Source organism: bacterium (genome assembly GCA_008933615.1).
In the GTDB taxonomy this organism is placed as follows: domain Bacteria; phylum CLD3; class CLD3; order SB21; family SB21; genus SB21.
On record WBUR01000036.1, the window covers coordinates 20946 to 42429 of the forward strand.

Here is a 21484-nt window from a genome sequence, read left to right on the forward strand (position 1 = left end):
GCAAAATAATCTGGCCGCTGAATCTCCCCGGATTCCAAGCTTCTTCTCCTGTGCCGGTAGATTACTGATCAACGTCAGAACGGTGAACGACATAACTACAAAATATTTCATTCATCAGTCCTTTAATTATTTTTCAGAATCTCCTGGTTATCTCAAAAATTCATTTCGTATGCAAATTTGAAATATTGACCCGAATTTTCAAATAGTCGGTTGTCATTTAGACCAGGATCTTTTTGTAAATTCAGCACGACATACACATTACTCCCTGCAAAAAATTCATACTGCAAAAGTGAATTCCACGAGGTTACTCTGGATACACCGCTTGGGCTATTGTCATCTACAATCCGTTTCTGAAAAAATGATCGTAAGTAAAGTTTATCCATGACGCGATAATTGAGTTTGATACGATATATTTTCTGATCAAAATCCTCAGTATGTTGCCCCACGTACGACAGAAGCAATCCCATACGACTAAAAAGAGATAGCGACAATTCTCCATAGGGATTTTGTAAGAAAGCCCCATAATACGGGCCGAAATTGTATCCGACAGAGAGGGTATGATTACCGTATATGAATTTTGCATTGTGATCTTGTAAAAAATTGGTCCGTGTCACAATCGTTGTGTCACTCGTTTCGTCATCGGGGCGATTATACTCGAAGTAATGATTTACGCTCAACCAATCGTTGACCTTGTAATTCACATACGTATTTACATTCTCTTGATGTTTGAAATTATCAGATAATCGCTGCGCACGATAATACTGGGCACCCGCATTGATGGACGAAAAATACTTTACATTTCGCACAAAATTATAACCGCCTCCAACTATCACTTCATCATAATTGTTCCCGTAATTATTGAACAAGGTCTGAACACTGATTCCTTTTTCAAATCGGTTATAGATTATATCCGCGTAGGGCCCGCCCCCGCCATTGAATTGATAGTACAAGTGTCCGCGATAAGCATTTCCACCGGTATTCGCTACAAATTGAGGCTGGAAAATCCATCTGGAAAACAAATCGATCTTACTGTCAACGCTATATGTTTTATGAACCACGCTATCCATTGGATTGTCGTCCACTATAATGGTTGACCCAATGGTAAATTTCTGAAAAATGAGATTCGGCCTCGCGGCAAAGAATTTTCGCCTGTCGCTATTCGGTAAACCGGGAGCCGCTTCTTCTTCAACGTACACAACACCGGTCTTCAGGTTATTGCTTCGATACGTATAATTAACTCCATAATTAATATCTTGGATCGCGCGTGTATAAAAGATATTGATCGGTGTCCGGTAGATGTCAAGATCCTTACTGAAGAATGTACGTTTCTCGACTAAAAAAATCGGCCGTTTATACAATGAAAAATCAAACGGGTCGGCCTCCAGAGTTGATTCATCGGTATTATATGTGCCCTTCAATTTGTGTTTATCCAGGCTAAGGCTCACCTCACCGCCGAACGAGCTTTTGAAAGTAGAATCGAGCTTGCTTGCCACGATGTAAGGCGTCGCATTAATACTTACGTTAGCGCGCTCCTCGAATGGTTTTATGTCCCAGATATAGGTGCCCTTGAGGTTCAATAATTCACTCGTCGGGCTGATCGAATAAAAAAAGCCTGTGCCGTCCGGCTTATATGCAAAAAGCTGAACATCAATGCCAATCTGCGAAGTATTCTTGTTCTGAATTTTATCAACGGGAATACGTACTTCAGATTCAATATACCCTGCCTCTCCGTCCCTCGCTTCACGATAGATCACCGATTTATTTTGCCAGACCCAGTCCCATTCCTGAGACATCTGACGCTGGTTGTAGATGAGCATATCGCGCTGGTTGTCCAAAAAACTGAAAGCAAAGAAATAGCCGTTTTTGCGTTTATTTTCAACGTCGAGAAGAATAAAAAATTCGTTTTCCTCATCTGTACTGCGGTCTCGAATCAAAGACTGTCTAATCACACGCCCACGCGGCCAGAATTTCATCGCGACATAAACAGCGTCGTTTGATTGCTTAATGTAAACAATCGTTTTATCATAATATTTTTCAGAGGTCTGCGGAACGATCATAGTAAAATCTTCAAATACTTTCGCGTCCGACCATTCATCATCATGAATCTTACCGTCGATCTTCGGCAAAATCTGTGATTGGGAAAGCGCATCGGATAGAGGATACATTGAAAGTGCGAGTAGAAGTTGTAGCACGCGCATCATGCGATCTCCTGCGGATGGTTAAAAATAGTGTTGCTTCTGTTAAACAATCTTACAGACCTCTCACAACTCCTCGGGAAACAAAGTTACAAGAAAAAGGTCGACACTCTATTCAACGAAAAGATCATACGATGTTATATGCCGAATTAACATTTCAAACGCGAGATCGGCTAAAAAGTTTCAATACAATCGGATATTAACAAAATAAAATTAGTTGAGATATTATTACGTCGCGTTTGATAAGGCTCACGATAGATCGAGCATGACCTAAAAGGGTTATGCTGGAATGTTTTTTCCGCTGTTAGATCATGGAAGTGTAAGATGATAATTTCCGTTGATAGAAAGTTTTATCTAACATTCATTATTGACGTACTCTCGTGCGTTTTCGACAAACTGCAGGTCGAACACGGAGCAAAATTTTGCTTGACTTAGCACCTCAACTTAGCGTATTATGACCCGTAACAATTTTTCCAAAAAACATACGTGTCATAATTACCTAGCAATCCATGCTTTCACAAAACCATGTAGTCTATCATGAAGACCCGTTTATGGATGTGCATTGGCACGATGATGTGAGAATTCCTCGGCTTTGCTGGAAAAGATTTTCCGCTACAGGCGCTTACCGTAAAGCAATGGATAAATTAATTGATTTGGCTTCTGAAAAACAGGCAAGGGTTTGTTGGCTCGATCTTGAGGATCTATCGGTTGTCGATAAAGATGATCAAATATGGATTAAAGAAACCTGGCTTCCACGCACCGTTCAGGCTGGTATTAAGCACATAGCGGTTACCATGCCGTCCACGCCGCTGGCAAAAAACTCATTGCTCAAAGGACTTCGCTATGAGGATTATCATGCACTTGAGATAGGATATTTTAATCAATCAGATGAACCTCTGAATTGGTTACTGCGATTGTCGCATGTTAAGCACGATTAATCCAAGCCTTTCTGCCCAAATTCTTAAACAGAAAAATCAATCAGAGTTCCATTTGCGACTTTCAAATAATCCGCAACACGCATTATTATCGAATCGGTAAGAGAGCCCGCATTAAATGCAATTACTTCATTTTTTGCAATGGACATATCGATAAAAAGTTCGAGATCAAGAATGGGTTTCCCAAATGGCGGAACGGCGCCTGTAACAAGTTCTGCCATCTGCATTAATTCCTCCGACGTTGCAAAACGAATTTTACGCGCTTCAAAATGTCGTTTGATTTTATTTGAATCAAGCTTCCTGTCGGCGGCAATGACAAATAGTTTGAAGTTATCACTCACCTTCATAACGATCGCCTTCCCGCCCGTTTTAAGCTCTTCCCCTCTAGCAAGCGCCGAGTCCGCAGACGTATAAGTAGGCTCATGGCGGATCTCCTTGAATCCGATTTCCGAGGCCCTAAGAAATTTTCTAATTTTACCCAAGTGATCCACGACGCCCTTAAAAGCAAAGAGGCTGCTTTATCAGATAAAACAGCCATCTTAATATATTATTCGTCTTTGTAATGTCCAATGCGATTATTACCTAAACTAAATGCTATGTTTGCGATTGGATGGTTACGACTTAATTATATACGACATCATACCAAAGTCTTTCAAATTCCGCATCGGTCCGTCAGAATCATGATTGGCCGGCGACCAACCGTCATGCACTTCCGAAGCTATGTTGGCAAGCTCTCCTCTTAATGCTATTTCAATAAAAACGGGTAGGATATCTTCGTCATAATGGGTTTCAATGCCTGATTCAAGTATGTGGCAGGCTTCGATTGTCCGCATGGCTTTCCGATACGGCCGATCGCTGGTTAATGCGTCGAATGTATCCGTGATAGCGGTAATCCGCGATTCAAACGGAATTGTATCCCCGATCAATCCGTAAGGATAGCCTGTTCCGTCCATTTTTTCATGATGATATGCTATGATATTTAAGAGAGGCCTGCTCGATTTAAGCGGCGCGCAAATCTGCAGTCCGATTGCAGGATGTTTCTTAATTTCTTCAAATTCTTGATTGGTGAGTTTATCGCTTTTCAGCAACACGCTATCACGTATGCCAATTTTGCCGATATCATGCAAAATGGCGCCATTCATTAAAACCGTCTGGTATGCAGGATCCAAACCTAACGCACCGGCTAATTTCATAGCATATCTGCCGACACGCTCTGAATGGCCGCGTGTATAAGGGTCACGCGCTTCCACCGCCCTTGCAAAAGCAAAAATCACTTCATCTACATTCACCAGCGTCGCTTGAAGCGTTTTCATCTCGATGGCCGATGCCACGCGAACCTTGAGTTCCATCGGATCAAACGGCTTTCCGATGAAATCATTTGCGCCAACCTGAATTCCTTTTATCTTATCGTCCGGCCGTGTTAGTCCGGTTATGAGTATAACGGGAATATCTTTCGTGACAGGATCTTGCTTAACGTACCTGCAAAGATCGAAGCCGTTGATATGACGTATCGCAATGTCGGATAGTATCAGGTCAGGTGGGTTTTCCTTTATTTCTTCCATCGCCCTTTTGCCGTTGGGCACGATGGTAACGTTATAACCGTCTTTTTCGAGAAGGGTTTTTACTTCTTGGGCTATGCGAATTTCATCATCGACAAGCAGGACGTTCTTTGACACATTTTCCGTCCACTGTAATGCGGCCAGTTTCTTCTTAATTTGTTCACTATGATCGGCCAATGAAACCTTCGCGCCTATTTTAATAAAAAAACAAATAACCGGTTATATCGGTTATAACTATATACCCAATTAGACTATGACTAATGTAACAACTCTTGCCCGAACAATCAATACCCTATTTCACCTATTTTTCGGCAAATCGGTAAAACTTCTCATGGCCTCGCTAACATTCTTTGCTTCATCAAAATAGGAAAGCAGTTTATTTAATATTTCTTCTACAACTGAGTCTGGACACGATGCGCCGCTTGTAAGCATGACGGTGATCTGTTTTTTATCTGGAATAAAATTTTTGGTTGTCAATTCGATCTTTTTGTGATAGTCAAAATGATCAATCCTATCTCTCGAAATAATTTTTCGTTGCGATGAAATCAGGTAGGTCGGCAATCTCTGCTCGCACAGCTCCACAATATGCGACGTGTTGGAACTATTATAACCTCCGGCAACGATAGCGAAATCGGCCGTTTCTTTCAATAAACCATAGGTTGCATTTTGATTGTCATTGGTCGCATAACACAGCGTATCCCCCGTATCGGAAAAATGCTTGTGAATATCGGATTCATTAAGGTTATATTTCTGAATCATGATTTCTTTAATATAGTCGGCAATAGCCTGCGTGTCGCTTGCCAGCATTGTCGTTTGATTAACCACGCCGATACGTTCCAAGTCTCGGTCAACATCAAAACCTTCCGAGAATTGGTTTTTGAATAAAGTGTAAAACTCTTTTTTCGGAATCTCACCCAATAAGATACTGCCTAATTTTTTTGCTTCACCCATATCACGTAAGACCATCGTCGGCGCATTCATCCGGCTATGCGAAAAAGTGGCGCGGGTCTCTTCGTGAGTTGGCTTTCCGTGGATGATTACGGAATATTTATCCTTCCCTATGGCAGAAGCCTTATTCCATACCTTTTCGACAAACGGGCACGTGGTGTCGTAGGTATAGGATTGAATCCCGATTTCGGCGAGCCTACGCTCAATTTCAACTGTGGTGCCAAACGCCGGAACCAAAACCACGTCGTCATGCGTCAATGAATCCCATGGGATCAGTTGCTCTCCCGATGTGTGCATGATGAAGCGAACCCCTCTGCTTTGCAAGTCCTGATTCACTTCGGGATTATGGATCATTTCGCTCAAAAGGAAAATACGTTTGTTTGGATTTTCTGAAATCGCTTTATAGGATATCTCTATAGCGTTTTCGACTCCGTAACAAAAACCAAAGTGCCGGGCTATCAGAAATACTATCGGACCAAAATCCAACCGGGTAGGTGAAAAATCTTTCTTTCGGGTATCCTGCTCCCGGCGGTACTCTTTTATTGACGTGATCAGTGAACTTCGGTAAAAAAGCGGTATATCAAACTTTTTCATATGGTTCTATTAGTAACGGCCAAATAACGAAATTAAGAAATACGGTTCCGTATTATTTCCGCGGTTAACTTTATTCCGAATGAAGTGGCTCATGGTATTGGGTAATATATTAAATCGTGTTATAAATCAAAATAAAAAAGCCGCACGTTATTGACGTACGGCTTTAATGGTAGGAATGGATGGCGCACTTATTGAATAACTTTACCGTAAGTTTCAACTTGTTTCTTTATTTTCTTAATATCGCCGACGATGACAATGGCAACGTCTGAATCACGAATATACGACTTCACCATCTTTGAAATTTCTTCCGGCGTAATTGCATAAACATTTTTTACGTAATTCGTAAGATACGTATCCGGAAGTCCGTGCAAACTCAAAAAGCTAAGCTGGTTGGCAATACCCGCCGGGGATGAATTTTGCAGCACAAACGTCCCGGCGAGATAATTTTTGATTCCGTCCAGCTCCTCTTTTTCCGGAACTTCGTTCTGTAAACGATTGACCTCAAACAATATTTCCTTAATGGACGCCCCAGTTACGTCGGTCGTTACATCCGCGATTTCAGCCCAGTATGCGCTGCGGTATCTTATCGAAACCGTGCTTCTAGGCGAATACGTATAGCCTTTGTTTTCACGAATATTGCTTGTGATGCGGGAACCAAAAGATCCGCCCAGCATGGAATTCATCACAGTTAGTCCAAGATAGTCTGCATGCGACGGATCGATCACCGGCAAACCCATATAAATCGTAGATTGCGATGCTCCTGGCCGATCAATAAGATATATAGTACGCGACGAACTCATCTTTGGCGGGTTCTGTGTTGCGGCTGTACCCTCCTTCCATTTGCCGAATGTTTCTGTAAGTGTATTCTCGATTGCCTTAGCATCAAACACTCCGACCACATAAATAGACGTGCGTCGAGCGCCATAATTTTTGTCATAAAATTCTTTAACATGATCCAATGTAAATGAATTAATCGTCTCCTCAGTAGGAAAATAGCGGCCATACGGGTGGTCTCCGAACATAACCTGACTGAATTTTTCCGACGCTAAACCGGCCGGCTCAGAGCGCTGAACCGTTAACTGCCGCACCATATTATTTTTTAATCGTTCAAGCTCCGAAGCAGGAAACGCCGGGTTCTGAATCATGTCCCCGATTAATTTGATAAAATCCGGGCCAAATTCCGATAAGACTTCTCCGGTAATAAATACCTGATCTGATCCCGTAGCCACATCGATCGATCCGCCCATGCTCGCGGCTGCTTTGGCAAGATCCTGAGCCGTGCGCGTCTTGGTGCCTTCTTTGAGAAATTCACCTGCCAGATCGGCCAACCATACCTGGGAGGGCGATTCGTCAATGTTTCCCGTACGAATGACTACACGGATATTGACCTTCGGGACTTTTCCGTAAGCGACCATGGTGCCAGAAAACCCGTTGGGCAATGTTACCATTTGTTTCTGCGGAAGATTAAAATCTTTAGGCGTTCCTCCGGCCGGCGGCGTCTCCTTTTGCGCCCAAAGTGAAACGGTCAGAAGAGACAGCAGGCCGATGATCACAACATATCTCGTTTTCATAGATTATCTCTCCTTACTTTTTGGAAATGTTTGATGTTTGGGTTTGTAGAACCAGCACTGTGCGATTTGAATTTCTCAAGTATTCTTTCGCCGTTTCCTGAATAAGTTTCGGGGTCACTTTTTTAAATTCATCTTCAAGTTTATTTATACGGGAAGGATCATCATCAAATATGGCAAAACTGGCCAAAAGGTCCGCTGTACCAAATCCGTAAAAACCCGTGATTTCAGAATACAGCGCCGAGCGCATTTTTACCATGGCACGATCGTACGTTTCCTTATCGATCGGTTCGCTGCGTAATTTTTCAATTACCAGATCAACTTCGGCCATGATAGAATCGGGCGCAACATTAGGATCATGGATCAGGTCGGCCATCCACACCATCGGGCCGTTATAATTAAACATATTACCAAGATAATTGATGCCGCCGGTTAATTCTCCCGTAAATCCCTTTTTCTGAACCAGCGCATCAAATAGTTTACTGTCAGAGCCCTGAACCAGTATCTGGTCAAGAATACCCATCGCGAAATACTCCGGCGTGTTACGTGCAGGCATGTGATACGCAAACGCCAATGCCGGTCGTTTTGCAAGAGCATCCGTCTTGTTCACTTTCTTTTCGGCTTCTTGTTTGGGTTCGCTAATATCGGGTTTTGCGGGCAGTTCAGACTTAGGCAATGCTCCGAAATACTGCTTGACCCATGCCAACGCTTGTTTGGAATCAAAATCGCCGACGATCACTAAGGCTGCATTGTTCGGCGCATAATACGTTTTAAAGAATGACGAAACATCTTCCAGTGTCGCAGCATCGAGATCTTTTAACTCACCGTAAAAATTGTGCGCATTAAACCAGTTAGTATTGGCATATTGCGGCATATCCAGCCAGGGAAACCCTCCGTACGGACGATTCAAGACATTAACCTTTACCTCATTCTTCACAACTTCTTGTTGATTCTTTAAATTATCCTGGCTGATTTTTAACCCCTTCATGCGGTCCGCTTCTGCCCACAACGCCGTCTCCAGTTTGTGCGCAGGAAGAATTTCAAAGTAGTTAGTAAAATCAAATCGGGTAGACCCGTTTAACACGCCGCCGCTGCGCTGCACTAATTTAATGAACTCCATTTTTCCAAGATTATCAGAACCTTGGAACATCATGTGTTCAAATAAGTGGGCAAAGCCGGTCCTATCCTTCGGTTCAATGCGAAAACCGATATTGTAATACACGCCCACCGTTACGATCGGCGCGGTCGGGTCAGGTGAAAGAACCACCTTGAGTCCGTTATCCAATTTATGATATTCTACCGCGACGCGAAAGCTTTTGCCGCTTTCCTTAGCGCACGATAGGAACATCAAAGCCATCAGGATTACTAGCCATCCTGAAAATCGAAAGTATTTCATACCATCCTCCGTTATGATTACGGGTTTAGTTTATTAGTGAATATATTAAAATAGAATCACACCAACAAATTATCCGCCTATTCCATTTTCCACTCAGGCAGGCGTCCGGGCGTCCAAGGCGCGTTAAGTTTTTCCAGTTGATCTTCTATCGACTTCAAATCCGTTTCGATAACAGTCTTTAATTGAGCAAGCGCCGGACCAAATTGTTCCGCCGCAATGCTGTATGCATCAAGCTGGGTTTGAGTTGGATCGGATGTAGTTTCCCATGTTCCGTCGATAATATATTGCAGTCTTTCCGTTACCGGCGGAATTTGATTTTCGTTCCGTTTTGCCAGCGTTTTGTCCCCGGCCATGGTTCGTTGAATTGCCGCGATCTGTATCTTAAGTTGGCGAACTTTTTCAATGAGCGATTTATTTGCGCCGACGGCGGTCAGAGCGGATTTCTCAATGAGGATAAGACGCTTAGTGACCTCATCCGCCGCTGCATTCACCGCTAGAACGGCTTGTTGGAGGCGCGCAACTTTTCGTTGGAACGTGACCAATGCCGCGCGGTCTTTCGCAGGTAAGGTCGTGTTATTCAAAGGACGCGCTGTAAATTCAACAGGTCCGAAAAGTTCAGTGATCATGCCGTTCTCATTTTTTGACATGGTAACTTTATACTTGCCGGGAAGTACAGGCATTCCGTAAAACTTGTTCGTTTCTGTTTTTTCCGTTACGGGCGCCGCATTCGGATAACGCAGGTCCCACGCGATACGGTTCATGCCCGCTTTTGCCGGAGCGGTCAGACGGCGGATAGTATTACCGCTTTCATCTGTTACTGTAAATATCAGATATGGAGCCTGTTCCTCATCCTCCTCGCGCAGATCGGTGAACGACGGGTACGGCAAAACATTTTTTTTCTTCTCAGCTTCTTTTTCAGCGTCCTTACGTTTTTGTTTTTTTGATTTTATTTCTTCTTTTAAGTAGTATGTAAATACAGCTCCGAAATCGGGATTTTTTGCGCGATAGAATGTCTCTCCGTAATCGTATTTCTCACGCGAATAATCCGGCATATACATTAATGCGTCCTTAACCGGAAACACGTACGCATCCGTCTTTACAAGATCCTCCGATAGTTTACGCAGCGGAGTATAATCATCTAAAATATATATACCCCGCCCGAATGTCCCAATCGCAAGGTCGTTTTCGCGCTTCTGAATTTCCAAATCCCGTACAGCGATTGTTGGAAATTCACCTTTAAGCTGGATCCATTTCTTACCGCCGTCCACGGTAAAATACAAACCAAATTCCGTTCCACAGAAAAGCAGGTTTGGATTGACAAAGTCCTCCGTGATCGTGTATACGACGCCGTTATCCGGAAGATTTCCGCGAATGGAAGTCCACGACTTTCCTTTATCCATACTCTTCAATAAGTAAGGCTTGAAATCCGCGTTCTTGTGATTATCAAACGAAGCATACACAACGTTTTCATAATGCTGAGAAGCGAAAAGATCGCTCACGTAGGTCATTTCAGGCACTCCGGGAAATTTGTCAAGCTTCCGCCAAGTCTGCACGTCTTCCGTCACCTGAATCAAACCGTCATCTGTTCCGATGAAAATCAAATTTTCTTTCAATGGTGATTCCGTGAGCGAAACGATATTCCCAAATAGCGACGTAGATGCATTTTTAGCAACTGCATCCGGGCCCCATACTTTACCCATGACCGAAAGTTTATTACGGTCGATCTGGCGGGTAAGATCGGGACTAACCGCTTTCCATGACTGGCCTCGATCGTCGCTTCGAAAAACGCGATTCGCCGCAAAATATAAACGCGTATTCGAATGAGGACTGATCAAAAGCGGTGTATCCCAGTTCCATCTATGTTCCTCCCCTTTTTCCGGCTGAGGCTGGATGAACAACACTTCGCCGCTCTTTCGATCCATACGCACAAGCCCGCCATACTGCCATTCGCCGTACACGATATTGGGGTCTTTGGGATCCACTTGGGCTTTATATCCGTCCCCGCCAACAACTAAAAACCAGTCTTCGTTCGTTATGCCGCCGTTATTGGTCGTTCGTGTCGGGCTTCCCCATGTGCTGTTATCCTGCGTACCGCCGTAAACGTAGTAAAAAGGTTCAGAGTTGTCCACCGTAATACGATAAAACTGCGTGATAGGTAAATTGGGGGAAAAGCGAAAAGTTTTTCCGAGATCATAGGATTCGTACAATCCTCCATCGCCGCCAATCAGCAAATGATCGGTATTGTCCGGATCGATCCAGATGGCGTGGTCATCCACATGACGATGCTCATTACCAAGATTTCGCCACGTCTTTCCGCCGTCATCCGTTAATTTTAAATACGTATCCATGCTATACACGCGGTCGACGTCTTTAGGGTCACAGATTATTTCCTGATAATACTGCGCACTGGTAGAAATATATTCGTATCGTTTTTCCCATGATGCGCCGCGGTCGGAGGAACGGAAAAAACCCCCGGAATTATCTGACGTTTCAATCAGAGCAAACACTACATCCGGATTGACCGGAGAAATCGCTAATCCGATTCGGCCGACATCTCCGGACGGAAGTCCCTCGGATAATTTCGCCCACGTCTTTCCTCCGTCGGTTGATTTATAAATAGCCGACTCCGGGCCGCCGTTGATCAGCGTCCAGACATGGCGCCGTCTCTGGTAAGCCGAAACGTAAAGAACATCCGGATCGCGTGGATCCAGTGCAATATCTGAGACGCCTGTATTTTCACTTATTTTAAGCGACAGATCCCAGGTTTCCCCGCCATTTGTTGATTTATATAATCCTCTGTCCCCGCCAGGGCCCCACAACGGGCCTTGTGCGGCAACATATACCACATTTGAATTTCGAGGATCGATGACAATCTTCCCGATATGTTCTGATTTTTTCAACCCCATATTCTTCCAATTTTTTCCACCGTCCAATGACTTGTAAACGCCGTCGCCGTACGATACGCTTCGCTGGCTATTATTCTCACCGCTTCCAACCCAAACCACATTTGCATTATTTGGATCTAAAGTGACACAGCCAATCGAATAAGAAGTTTGTGAATCAAAAACCGGTGAAAATGTAATGCCGCCATTCATCGTTTTCCAAACGCCACCGGATGCCGCGGCAACAAAAAAATTACTGTGATCCTTCGGATTGACAGCCAAATCGATAATACGGCCTGAAGTAATCCCAGGCCCGATTAATCGCAATTTTAATCCAGAAAATGTTTTGGACTGAAAATAATCAGTAGTGTCTTTTTGTGGTTGTTGTGCCGGAAGATGAAAACTGAACATCAACATACCTATCCATACTGCGAAGTGCATTTTTTTCATGATAACTCCTGTTTTATTAACTCATACGGTGAGCATGATTATAACGAATTTTAATACAAATCATTTTGTTTCTAATTTTTTTCGATCCGGACGCGTGCGTCGACGGCGATGATATTTTTGCCGCGGCCTAGAAGAGGGTTGATATCCAATTCCTGTATTTCCGGCGCAAGCATCAGCAGTCCCGATAAACGAACGATTATTTCTGCAAATACGTTTTCATCTATACCTTCCTGGCCGCGAATTCCCTTAATTAGATTATATCCGGCTAACCCGCGAATCATGTCCAGCGCTTCATTGTGCGTCAAAGGTAGAAGGCCATTGGATACATCTTTTAGTGCTTCAACAAAAATTCCACCCAGGCCGCATAAAATAACGTGGCCAAAACCCGGTTCATATTTAGCGCCAATAAATAATTCAATTCCGCTCAACATCGGTTGTATTAATACTCCTGAAACATCCTTTATTTTCATCAAACGGTCAAATGCTGATAATAGTTTTTCATCGGTTCTGATATTGAGTACTACGCCGCCAATGTCGGTTTTGTGAATCGGACCTACGGCTTTCATTACTATCGGATATTTGAGATCATGGGCGGCCTTCAGCGCGTCTGCAGAATTATTGACTGTTATTTCTTTTACACTCGGAATTCCGGCTGCATCGAATAAGATTGTTACGTCATCAGGCTTTAAATAACCATTTGCAACATCGCGCAGGAGCCGTCGAATGGTACCTTCGTCAATTTGGGTCACACTTTTTTCAGGTGTGATGGGTCGTCTTGCATGGCTCACTTTACTCAAAGCCTGGGCAAGCAGAACTTCATCCGGAAAGCTAACCTCGCCTTTGGAAAGAAAAAACTCCACTTCATTTTTTGCCGTCAACGTGGATGGTAAAACGCTAAAAATAGGCTTTTGACAGGATTTCTTCCTTTGATGAATAACCTCGTATGCGTCAAATACTTCGACCAGGCCTGGGGTTCCAAAAATGACCACCATAGCATCTATTGCCTCAAAATGATTCTCCACATAATCGATGATATACCCTAATTGCTCCGCCGTGCCCGTTGCCAAAAAATCGATGGGGTTGTTAACGGATGATCCTGGAAAAAGTTTCTGTAAAAGTTCCGACGCGTGATGTCCTTCAATTTTAGGAACTGACATCCCGCCTTTCGATAAAGCGTCTGTTATCATGACCGCAGGACCTCCTGCATGTGTAATAACGGCAATATTTTTACCGTGGAAAACAGGATGCATAAAGACGCACGCCACATTGATCAGGTCCTCACGGCCAAAACACCGGACAATCCCTGCCTTTCGGAAAAGCGCATCTACCGCCGTATCCGAACTTGCCAGTGCGCCCGTATGCGAAGATGCGGCGCGGCTTCCCGCCTCGGAACTGCCCGCTTTAATCGCGGCAATTCTGCAGCCTTTTTGAATCAATGAGAGCGCATGCTTGAGAAGCATCTGCGGTTTTTCAATTTTTTCTATGTAAAGTAATTTGACCCTTGAACTTGTTTCGGGATCAAACGACTCGTCAAGATATTTTAGAATTTCCTCGACGCCGATTTGCGCGCTGTTTCCAACTGAAAAAATATTTGAAAAAGTCAGTCCCTTTGGAATCCCTGCCTCCAAAATAAAAACGGCTGTTGCCCCGGAACCGGATATGAGGTCGGAGCCTTTCGCGTTAAGTTTGGGGATTGGCTGTGTGAAAACACCGTGGTAATGCGGGGTTAGAACGCCGATCGAATTGGGACCTATCATTACGCCGCCAACGTTTTCAACGATCCGCACAACTTCGTCCTCCAACTGCTTACCTTCGTGCCCAACTTCGCTAAATCCTGCCGACAAGACAATGAATGCACGGGTGTTTTTTTTTAGGGTCAATATCTTTACGGCCTCAGGGACAAACTTAGCAGCAATGGCAATGATCGCCAAATCTACGTCCGGTAAATCACGAATATCTGTATGACAAGAAATACCTTGTATAGATTTCTCTTTCGGATTGGTCACATAAAGTTTGCCTGAGAACCTACCGTCGATAAGATTTTTTAAAACTTTCCCACCCGGTTTATGAATATCATTTGACCCTCCGACCACGACAATACTTTTTGGATGTAGAAGCTGCAGATTCATGATGAAACAGGACTGGTTTTTATATTGGGATGCAAAAGAAGCACTGTGCGATACGCGGTGTATGAAAAGAACGGAGCGGCAAAAACGTCCACACTGTAATGGACATGCTGAACCAGAAGGCAAAAAGCCAACACACACGTCCCCAACAACAAAACAATTTTAAGAGGCCGCTGTGGCACGCACAAGAACAAAATGAACATAGTTGCAGTGTGTCCGGAGAAAAAAAGATCGCGCGTAAGTAATTTACCCGTTCCGATTATTTCCACTAACGGATCCTGTAAAGGAATCATGGCCTGCGGCGCCTCAAGAGGAATCAGATACATCGCAGCCGTTCGAAATACTACCATGAGCGTATACGCCTGCATACCTATCACGAGCCATTCAGGAACAATGACTACAGCCACAATTGCAGTTATCAAACCAAGATAAATCAGTGCAAATGTCAACCACGTTACATCCACCGGCGTCAGCATGGCAAGCAACGGGTCATTGAGAACCGCACCCTGGCGCAATTCCACCCAATTTACAAATTGAGAAAATAAAGACAAAACCGTTAGCAGACAGATCAAGGAAACGGCCAGTTCGATTCGGAACAGCTGTCGCGGCCACACCCTGGCCCAATTTGCTGAAAATTGTTTAAACATATTAGTTTGATTTTGTGATGAACAGCAGATAAATAAAGCGGGCTTACACTTTTTATCGGGATTTCAAAAGAAAATAAACCAATGCGGCTACATTGGTTTGCATACCTATAAAACCGATCACGGCATAACGATCATATTTACGCGTTTTTGCCAGGTGACGTTTCTGGGCATCAGTGTCACCCAATCTCCTTGCGATCTTGGCCTTTTCAAAAGTATCGTCGCCTTTTTTCTTGTAATAAGCTGCGCTTGCGCCAAACACGACGCCTAAGGCGTTGCTGATCCATATGGCGCTTTTGTATTTATGCGGACCCCGTTCCTGCCATTCAAGGTTAACAAATTGATTCTGGTTATTGCTCCGGTTCTTTAAGTTTGGGTTTAATGATATGAACAAATAATTATTATTGATAGTCGAATCCGATACGGTTGCCAAAAAATCTTCATATCCCGGTTTCTTGAAATGCAGTGTGCGCTCTTTGTACTCCCGCAGCCGGAGATAAAACGGAGTGACGCCCAGTAGTTCTGAATCATAAGATACCGAAGCGCCGTTCGGAACGGAATTAATTTCGGCAAGCATATCAAAATATACTACTACTTTTTCATTTTCCCCAGGACGAATGGTAATCGTTTTGGTAAAATCAAGCGCCTGAAATGACGTTCGGTCCGGATTTTGAACAACAACAACATGCGTTCCGGCCTGCAGCGCTATCTTATCAGATCTTGTATAACTCGAATCATCAATCATTATTGTTTCAAAATGAACATGTGATGACAGCGTCAGATAGCCGTATTCCCCCTGTGCCACAACAGATACACAATTACCCAAGGCTAAAATTAAAAGTATTATATAGGATTTTCTGGTCATCGTAAATTATTTTGAAGTTCTAAAAGCATAGACGTTTTTGGCTTCAGAGGCAACTACCAGATATTCTCCATACAAAGCCATATTGGATTTAATTCTGCCTGCAGTCTTAAAACTCCAATTCGATTTGCCCGTTTCCAGGTCAATCGCATAAAGATATGAATCTTGCGATCCAACATACACAAAATTCTTTGTAATCACGGGCGCTGAACTAATGGCAGATTGAGTTTGGAATTTCCAGGCAAGTTCTCCGTCTTTCTTAGTAAATGCGTACACAAACCCGTCCGTTGCGCCTACAATAACCTTATCTTTGTTGACGGCCGCTGATGAAAAAAATTTCCCGGGCGCTGCCGTTCCGATCTTGTACTTCCATCGCAGCGTACCTTCTTTTAAATTGATTGCATAGAATGTGCTGTCTGTTGACCCGATGTAAACATTCTGATCATCCAGTACTGGCGCGGCGTAAATAGCGCTCCCGGTCTTAAATGTCCAGTTAACGCGTCCGTTAAAGCGATTGAGGGCATATATCGTACCGTCATCGCAACCAAAAAAAACGGCGGTTCCTGAAACCGACGGCGACGACCTTACCGGCTTCGGCGTTTCGTAGATCCATAGCGTTGCGCCGTCTTTAAAATTTAATGAATAAAATTTATTGTATTGGTCGGCCAAATAAATATAGTCTTCAACTATCAGTGGATTAGTCTCAATACCAGGCATCGGTTTGATAAAATTATAATCATTGTCATACACGTTATAACTGACCAGCGCTTCCTTTCCGCTCGCTAACGCAATAATGGCTGTTTGATGACGAACCGATAATCCGTTGGTGGCGGCATATAAAAATTTAAGGCTCCCTATCGTGCCGCCCTTCTGAATATCAAACGCATAAATACGTCCGTCGAGCGTTCCGGTATAAACAACTTGGTCGGAGGCAACGACAACTTCGTTCGGAGCAGAAGAAATTTTTGTCTCCCATACCTTTTCCAGCGGCGGATTCATTTCTGTTGACCGGTAGTTATTACGGGATGAGGAGCCACCGGAATTTTCCCAGTTTTCAATACCTGTTTTTTTAAAATAACTTGAAATTCGAATATTTCCTGAAATACCGCAAGAGTATAATAACGCTGCAAAGGCGGCCGTTAAAACAGACAAAATAATTCTATTTACGCTCATTCGCTGTTTCCTAATAATCATATCCAAACCAAATCTGCCAAAATATCCCACGGGACCATCTGGGATTCTTTAAAATTTCTCCTGTTTCAAAATCGCGGCCACCAAATTGTTCGTTGTTGCGGGTTTCATTAAAATTAGTCACGATCGGGCGGCTTCGGTTACCCGGCAACTTTTGACCAAAAATACGGTAGCCGCGAAGGTCGAACATCTTGCCGTAATCGAATCGCAAAACTAACACGCCGAAAAAATTGATACGGAAACCCGTTCCCAAACTTCCTATAATACCGTCAAATTTCTGATTCCCAAGGATCACGCGTCCATCGTTGAACTGACTTCCCCAGGCATTTCCCATGTCCATAAAAAGCGCGCCTCGGATCGAGCGGAATCCGAATCCGCCAAAAGGTAAACGCAAATTAAGATCATCGACAAAAGGAAAGCGCAACTCGTTATTGACCACGAAAAACCTAGTTCCTGGTAGACTCCATCGCGGATATCCGCGCAAATCCCAGCTGCCGCCTAAAAGATAATTTTGCGGATTCTTACCCTGATTCCACTGCACCATAGCTCTCGATGCAAATGCGGAACGATTGGTAATTCTTGCATAATTACGGACATCAAAGATCACGGTGGAGTAGTTTTGTTGCGATCGTTTGACATCCGTAGTATAACCGACGCTGAGGCTTACGGCATTGCCATCCAGTGGTCCGGTGGGCCCCCACAATGTATTGTCAAACACATAACCGGCGGTATTGCTTACTAAAACTCCGTCAATCGGCAGTAAGGTGCCAAAGGTTGCATCCCGTTTAAAACGGCTGATATTCAAACTCGTTTCAATTCGCTCGAACTTGGACAAAGGGTATAATAATTGAAAAAAACCGCCGTAACGATTTTCATCAACAGGCGAGATACCGCCAAAATCGTCAATTTCAAAAAATTCGCCTTTAAAACGAAATAAACCATAGGCGAAATTGGCGCGTTGGTTTAAGTTAATCTTGGTGACCACAAAATTCCAGTCATATAAAATCTGTTCCGTCGAGCGGGCATTATTGTATACGACAAAATAATATTGATCGTTACCCAACATGTCCGTAACGCCGATTTGCGCGCCGCCACCGCTTCCATAGATCGGATCGGCCTGAAATGCGCCTTGGACGAAATCAAGTCCGTATCTTTTCTGATACGGTTTTGTATTAGCCTGTGTTACAGCCTTGGTGGGCGTAATCCATGAAGACCTAACGACTACGCTTTTTATGCGCTCGCCCGGCTGAAGGGCCTGCGCTTTTGTATAGGCATCCGGCAGTGTTCTAATTTTAAAACTAAACTCTTCAAATGCGGTGAAAATTAAATCGCCGGAGTTCGTCCATACCGGATCGAACACAGCGGATGTAATGGCCGTTAATGGACGAGGTGAATATTTATCCTCTAACGTTTCCGGAGACTTTTTTAAGTCCGAAACAAAATCCGATTCTCCAATTCTGAAGGGCAATATCCAAACGTTGGTCGGTGTACCGCGCCTGTTGGATGTAAATGCGATCATATCGCCTGCCGGAGACCAAGAAGGCGAATCATCGATATAATTACCGGAGGTCAAATAGTGTGTTTGCCTTTTAGTTCGGTCATACAAAAATAAATTGTACGCGCCCGCCTCTCCGTAATGCGTGCGGTCCGAACTGTAAACAATATATTTTCCATCAGGGCTCCATGCCGGATTCCGGTCATCGTAAAAATCGTTATTCAACTGTTCGATCATTCCGTCATTTTCATCACCCGTAACCCGAATAATATACAGATCATCGTTGCCCGATACGCTCAGGCCGGAGAAAACAATCGATTTTCCGTCAGGGGACCAACTAGGTGAGGCGAGTCCGATCAGGTTTTTGTACATGTATTTATGGGTGATTTTCTTCGTATCGATGTCATAAATGTACAAAACATCACTTTCACCGCTCTTGGACACAAAAGCAAGTTCACCTTTCTTATTCACATCGATTTTGCTTTTAAAAAAATGAAACGCTTCAAAAGCGGAGCTCCGTTCTCCTTTGATGACAATTTCAGATTTATTGGTTTTAAGTTCTTGTTTATAAATATTGGTGTACCCGTTGCGATTCGCAAGATAAAACAGGTATTCTTTATCATCTTTAAAAAAGTAAGCCGGTTTTGAATTAAAACCTTCGCGGGTATTCACCTTAGAAATTGCACTGGGAACGTCGTTGTTGGCAACAGTCGGATAATATTTTTTTCTAAGCCAATAAATCCATTCCCGGTTTAATTCTTCGTATTTTTTCCCGAGCGTCAGCTCCACTGTTTTCTCAAATTGGTCGTACTTCCAGCAGTTCTCTATCAACAACAGAACTTTTTCGTCTCCGTATCTTTCTTTAACAAAGTGCAGAAGGTTTTCACCCAACTTGTACATATAATAAGTTCCCTCTACCCGATAAAAATATTGGAGAGGAACTACCGTATTATTGATTGTTGCGTCCCGCATAACCATTTCAGCCTGAAAATCCGGCTCACCCGACCAAAATTCAGCAAGGCCTTCGGTAAACCACAACGGCAGTCCGGGATGATTAAATTTCCTATGCTGGCTTAATATGCGATTAACTTTCGATGTCATCATGACGTGAACAAGTTCATGCCTGATCACCCGACGGAAATTAGTTGTCGAGCCGTCGCTGGGCAGAACAACACGTCCTTTGAAAAATTCAAAAAAACCTCCTACACCTTCCGGCAATTCATACGGCGTCGTATTCGTTTGCTGGAAATAGAGATGCGAACTGAAAATAATCATCGGCACTCTTTTGATCAGCGAATGATTCAAGCGCGTCTCAAGTTCAAGGTATTGTTCTTCTGCAAGTCCCGCGGCGCGTTCCGCAAGCTCTTGCATCTCCGGATAATAATATATTTCAAAATGTTTTGTTTCCAGAATTTTCCATTTAAAGTCAGTATAATGCACTTTGTTTGTTCCAAAAAAATTCTGATGATACTGAGCGGCCGCTTTTTGTGTGCACAGTACGAAACAAAACGTCATCAAGAATTCTATGTACCTCAGTTTGCGCATGATTTATATAATGGAATTATTAATCTAAACGGGAGAGAATTCGTTCGTGAATATATTGCGAGGCCCTTGCAGTACGCGTGCCGTACCAGCAAAAATAAGTCCCGTCGGCCAAAAATATACGTTCGCTCTTAACGGCGGAAACAGATAAGTGCAAGAATTCTAACTTATGTTTTTCCATAAAATGATACGGTTCATCGGGGAGAATGATCACGTCGGGATTTGCCGCTTCAATGTCTTCCGCTTTAACATTAAAATATCGTTGCGGATGATTCCGATACACGTTTTCCAAATGATGTATATCCATAACATGGTGAATAAATGTATCGTGATTGATGGACATCCAGGGATTCCGCCAGATTAAATACAGAGTTTTAAGTTTTGCCCGACGATGTGATCGTATTTTTTTTACGGAATTTCTTATTTCATCAGCAAATTCAGCGGCTTTGGTTTCTACGCCAAAAACCTGCCCGAGTTCCAGTAATAATTGTTCTGCATCGCTGACAGTTTTAGGGTAGGTTATCCATGTTTTATACCGCAGACTCAGATAATCGATATGCTCCGGTTTGTTTTCTTCCCTATTCAGAATGATCAAATCCGGATCAATTTTCTTAATCTCCTCGAAATCTGGATTTTTTTGGCCTCCAACCTTTCGCTTTCCCTTCACGGACTCTGCCGGATGAACACAATATTTTGATATGCCAGCGACAGCATCGCCGACACCCAGATCAAACAAAGTTTCCGTGATGCTAGGAATGAGCGACACGACACGTTTCGGCGTTTCAAAAAAATTTATTTTCTTATCGGTCGAATCGGTGATTGCTATCATCAAAAAATCCTGGCTCGATACGTTTACAACTTTTTTAAGATACACGTTATGGAAAATTGAATCAACACTATTCTGCTATTCATGCGTAAATTGTTTTTGCACTTCCAGAATATCAGGCAATACCGCTTTAAATGCTTTTACCAGATCAGGATCAAAATGTGTTCCGATTCGTTTATTTATTTCCTTCAATGTATCGTCCAGCGTCCAAGGTTCTTTATATGGCCTTCGCGACATCAGCGCGTCAAAAACATCGCTCAAAGCGCAAATG

Annotated in this window: 14 protein-coding genes; 1 reads left to right on the forward strand and 13 read right to left on the reverse strand. The window is 43.4% G+C overall.

Annotated features, from left to right (window positions below):
* Positions 1-152: 152 nt before the first annotated feature.
* Complete coding sequence (locus tag F9K33_12930) at positions 153-2201, reverse strand: hypothetical protein (protein ID KAB2878511.1); 2049 nt, start codon at positions 2199-2201, stop codon at positions 153-155.
* Positions 2202-2704: 503 nt separating this feature from the next.
* Here F9K33_12930 and F9K33_12935 point away from each other — a divergent pair.
* Positions 2705-3133, forward strand: coding sequence for a hypothetical protein (locus tag F9K33_12935; GenBank protein KAB2878512.1), 429 nt, complete (start codon positions 2705-2707; stop codon positions 3131-3133).
* A 23-nt stretch (positions 3134-3156) separates the two neighbouring features.
* On the opposite strand, the gene F9K33_12940 is transcribed toward F9K33_12935, so the two are convergent.
* The 12 genes from F9K33_12940 to F9K33_12995 form a co-directional block, all read right to left on the reverse strand.
* Complete coding sequence (locus tag F9K33_12940; GenBank protein KAB2878513.1) at positions 3157-3621, reverse strand: hypothetical protein; 465 nt, start codon at positions 3619-3621, stop codon at positions 3157-3159.
* 123 nt (positions 3622-3744) lie between these two features.
* Positions 3745-4866: a response regulator gene (locus F9K33_12945; GenBank protein ID KAB2878514.1), complete on the reverse strand. Its 1122-nt coding sequence runs from the start codon at positions 4864-4866 to the stop codon at positions 3745-3747.
* Between the two features lie 120 nt (positions 4867-4986).
* Complete coding sequence (locus F9K33_12950; protein ID KAB2878515.1) at positions 4987-6231, reverse strand: 4-hydroxy-3-methylbut-2-enyl diphosphate reductase; 1245 nt, start codon at positions 6229-6231, stop codon at positions 4987-4989.
* Positions 6232-6419: 188 nt separating this feature from the next.
* Positions 6420-7802 (reverse strand): insulinase family protein, encoded by a 1383-nt coding sequence (locus F9K33_12955; protein KAB2878516.1) that lies wholly within the window; start codon positions 7800-7802, stop codon positions 6420-6422.
* Positions 7803-7815: 13 nt separating this feature from the next.
* Positions 7816-9195 carry an insulinase family protein gene (locus F9K33_12960; GenBank protein KAB2878517.1) on the reverse strand — a complete coding sequence of 460 codons (1380 nt, stop codon included), beginning with the start codon at positions 9193-9195 and terminating at the stop codon, positions 7816-7818.
* Positions 9196-9272: 77 nt separating this feature from the next.
* Positions 9273-12527 carry a glycosyl hydrolase gene (locus F9K33_12965; GenBank protein KAB2878518.1) on the reverse strand — a complete coding sequence of 1085 codons (3255 nt, stop codon included), beginning with the start codon at positions 12525-12527 and terminating at the stop codon, positions 9273-9275.
* 71 nt (positions 12528-12598) lie between these two features.
* Positions 12599-14659, reverse strand: coding sequence for an acetate--CoA ligase family protein (locus tag F9K33_12970; protein KAB2878524.1), 2061 nt, complete (start codon positions 14657-14659; stop codon positions 12599-12601).
* A complete protein-coding gene (locus F9K33_12975) occupies positions 14653-15300 on the reverse strand; it encodes a hypothetical protein (protein KAB2878519.1) in 648 nt (215 codons plus the stop codon). Before F9K33_12975 ends, F9K33_12970 begins: the two co-directional genes overlap by 7 nt.
* A gap of 52 nt (positions 15301-15352) precedes the next feature.
* Positions 15353-16162, reverse strand: coding sequence for a PEGA domain-containing protein (locus tag F9K33_12980; GenBank protein KAB2878520.1), 810 nt, complete (start codon positions 16160-16162; stop codon positions 15353-15355).
* A 6-nt stretch (positions 16163-16168) separates the two neighbouring features.
* Complete coding sequence (locus F9K33_12985) at positions 16169-17359, reverse strand: PQQ-binding-like beta-propeller repeat protein (protein KAB2878521.1); 1191 nt, start codon at positions 17357-17359, stop codon at positions 16169-16171.
* Entirely contained in the window at positions 17343-20390 is a 3048-nt protein-coding gene (locus F9K33_12990) for a hypothetical protein (protein KAB2878522.1), read from the reverse strand. Before F9K33_12990 ends, F9K33_12985 begins: the two co-directional genes overlap by 17 nt.
* A 19-nt stretch (positions 20391-20409) precedes the next feature.
* On the reverse strand, positions 20410-21216 hold the full coding sequence (locus tag F9K33_12995) for an ABC transporter substrate-binding protein (protein KAB2878523.1): 807 nt from the start codon (positions 21214-21216) through the stop codon (positions 20410-20412).
* Positions 21217-21484: the final 268 nt, after the last annotated feature.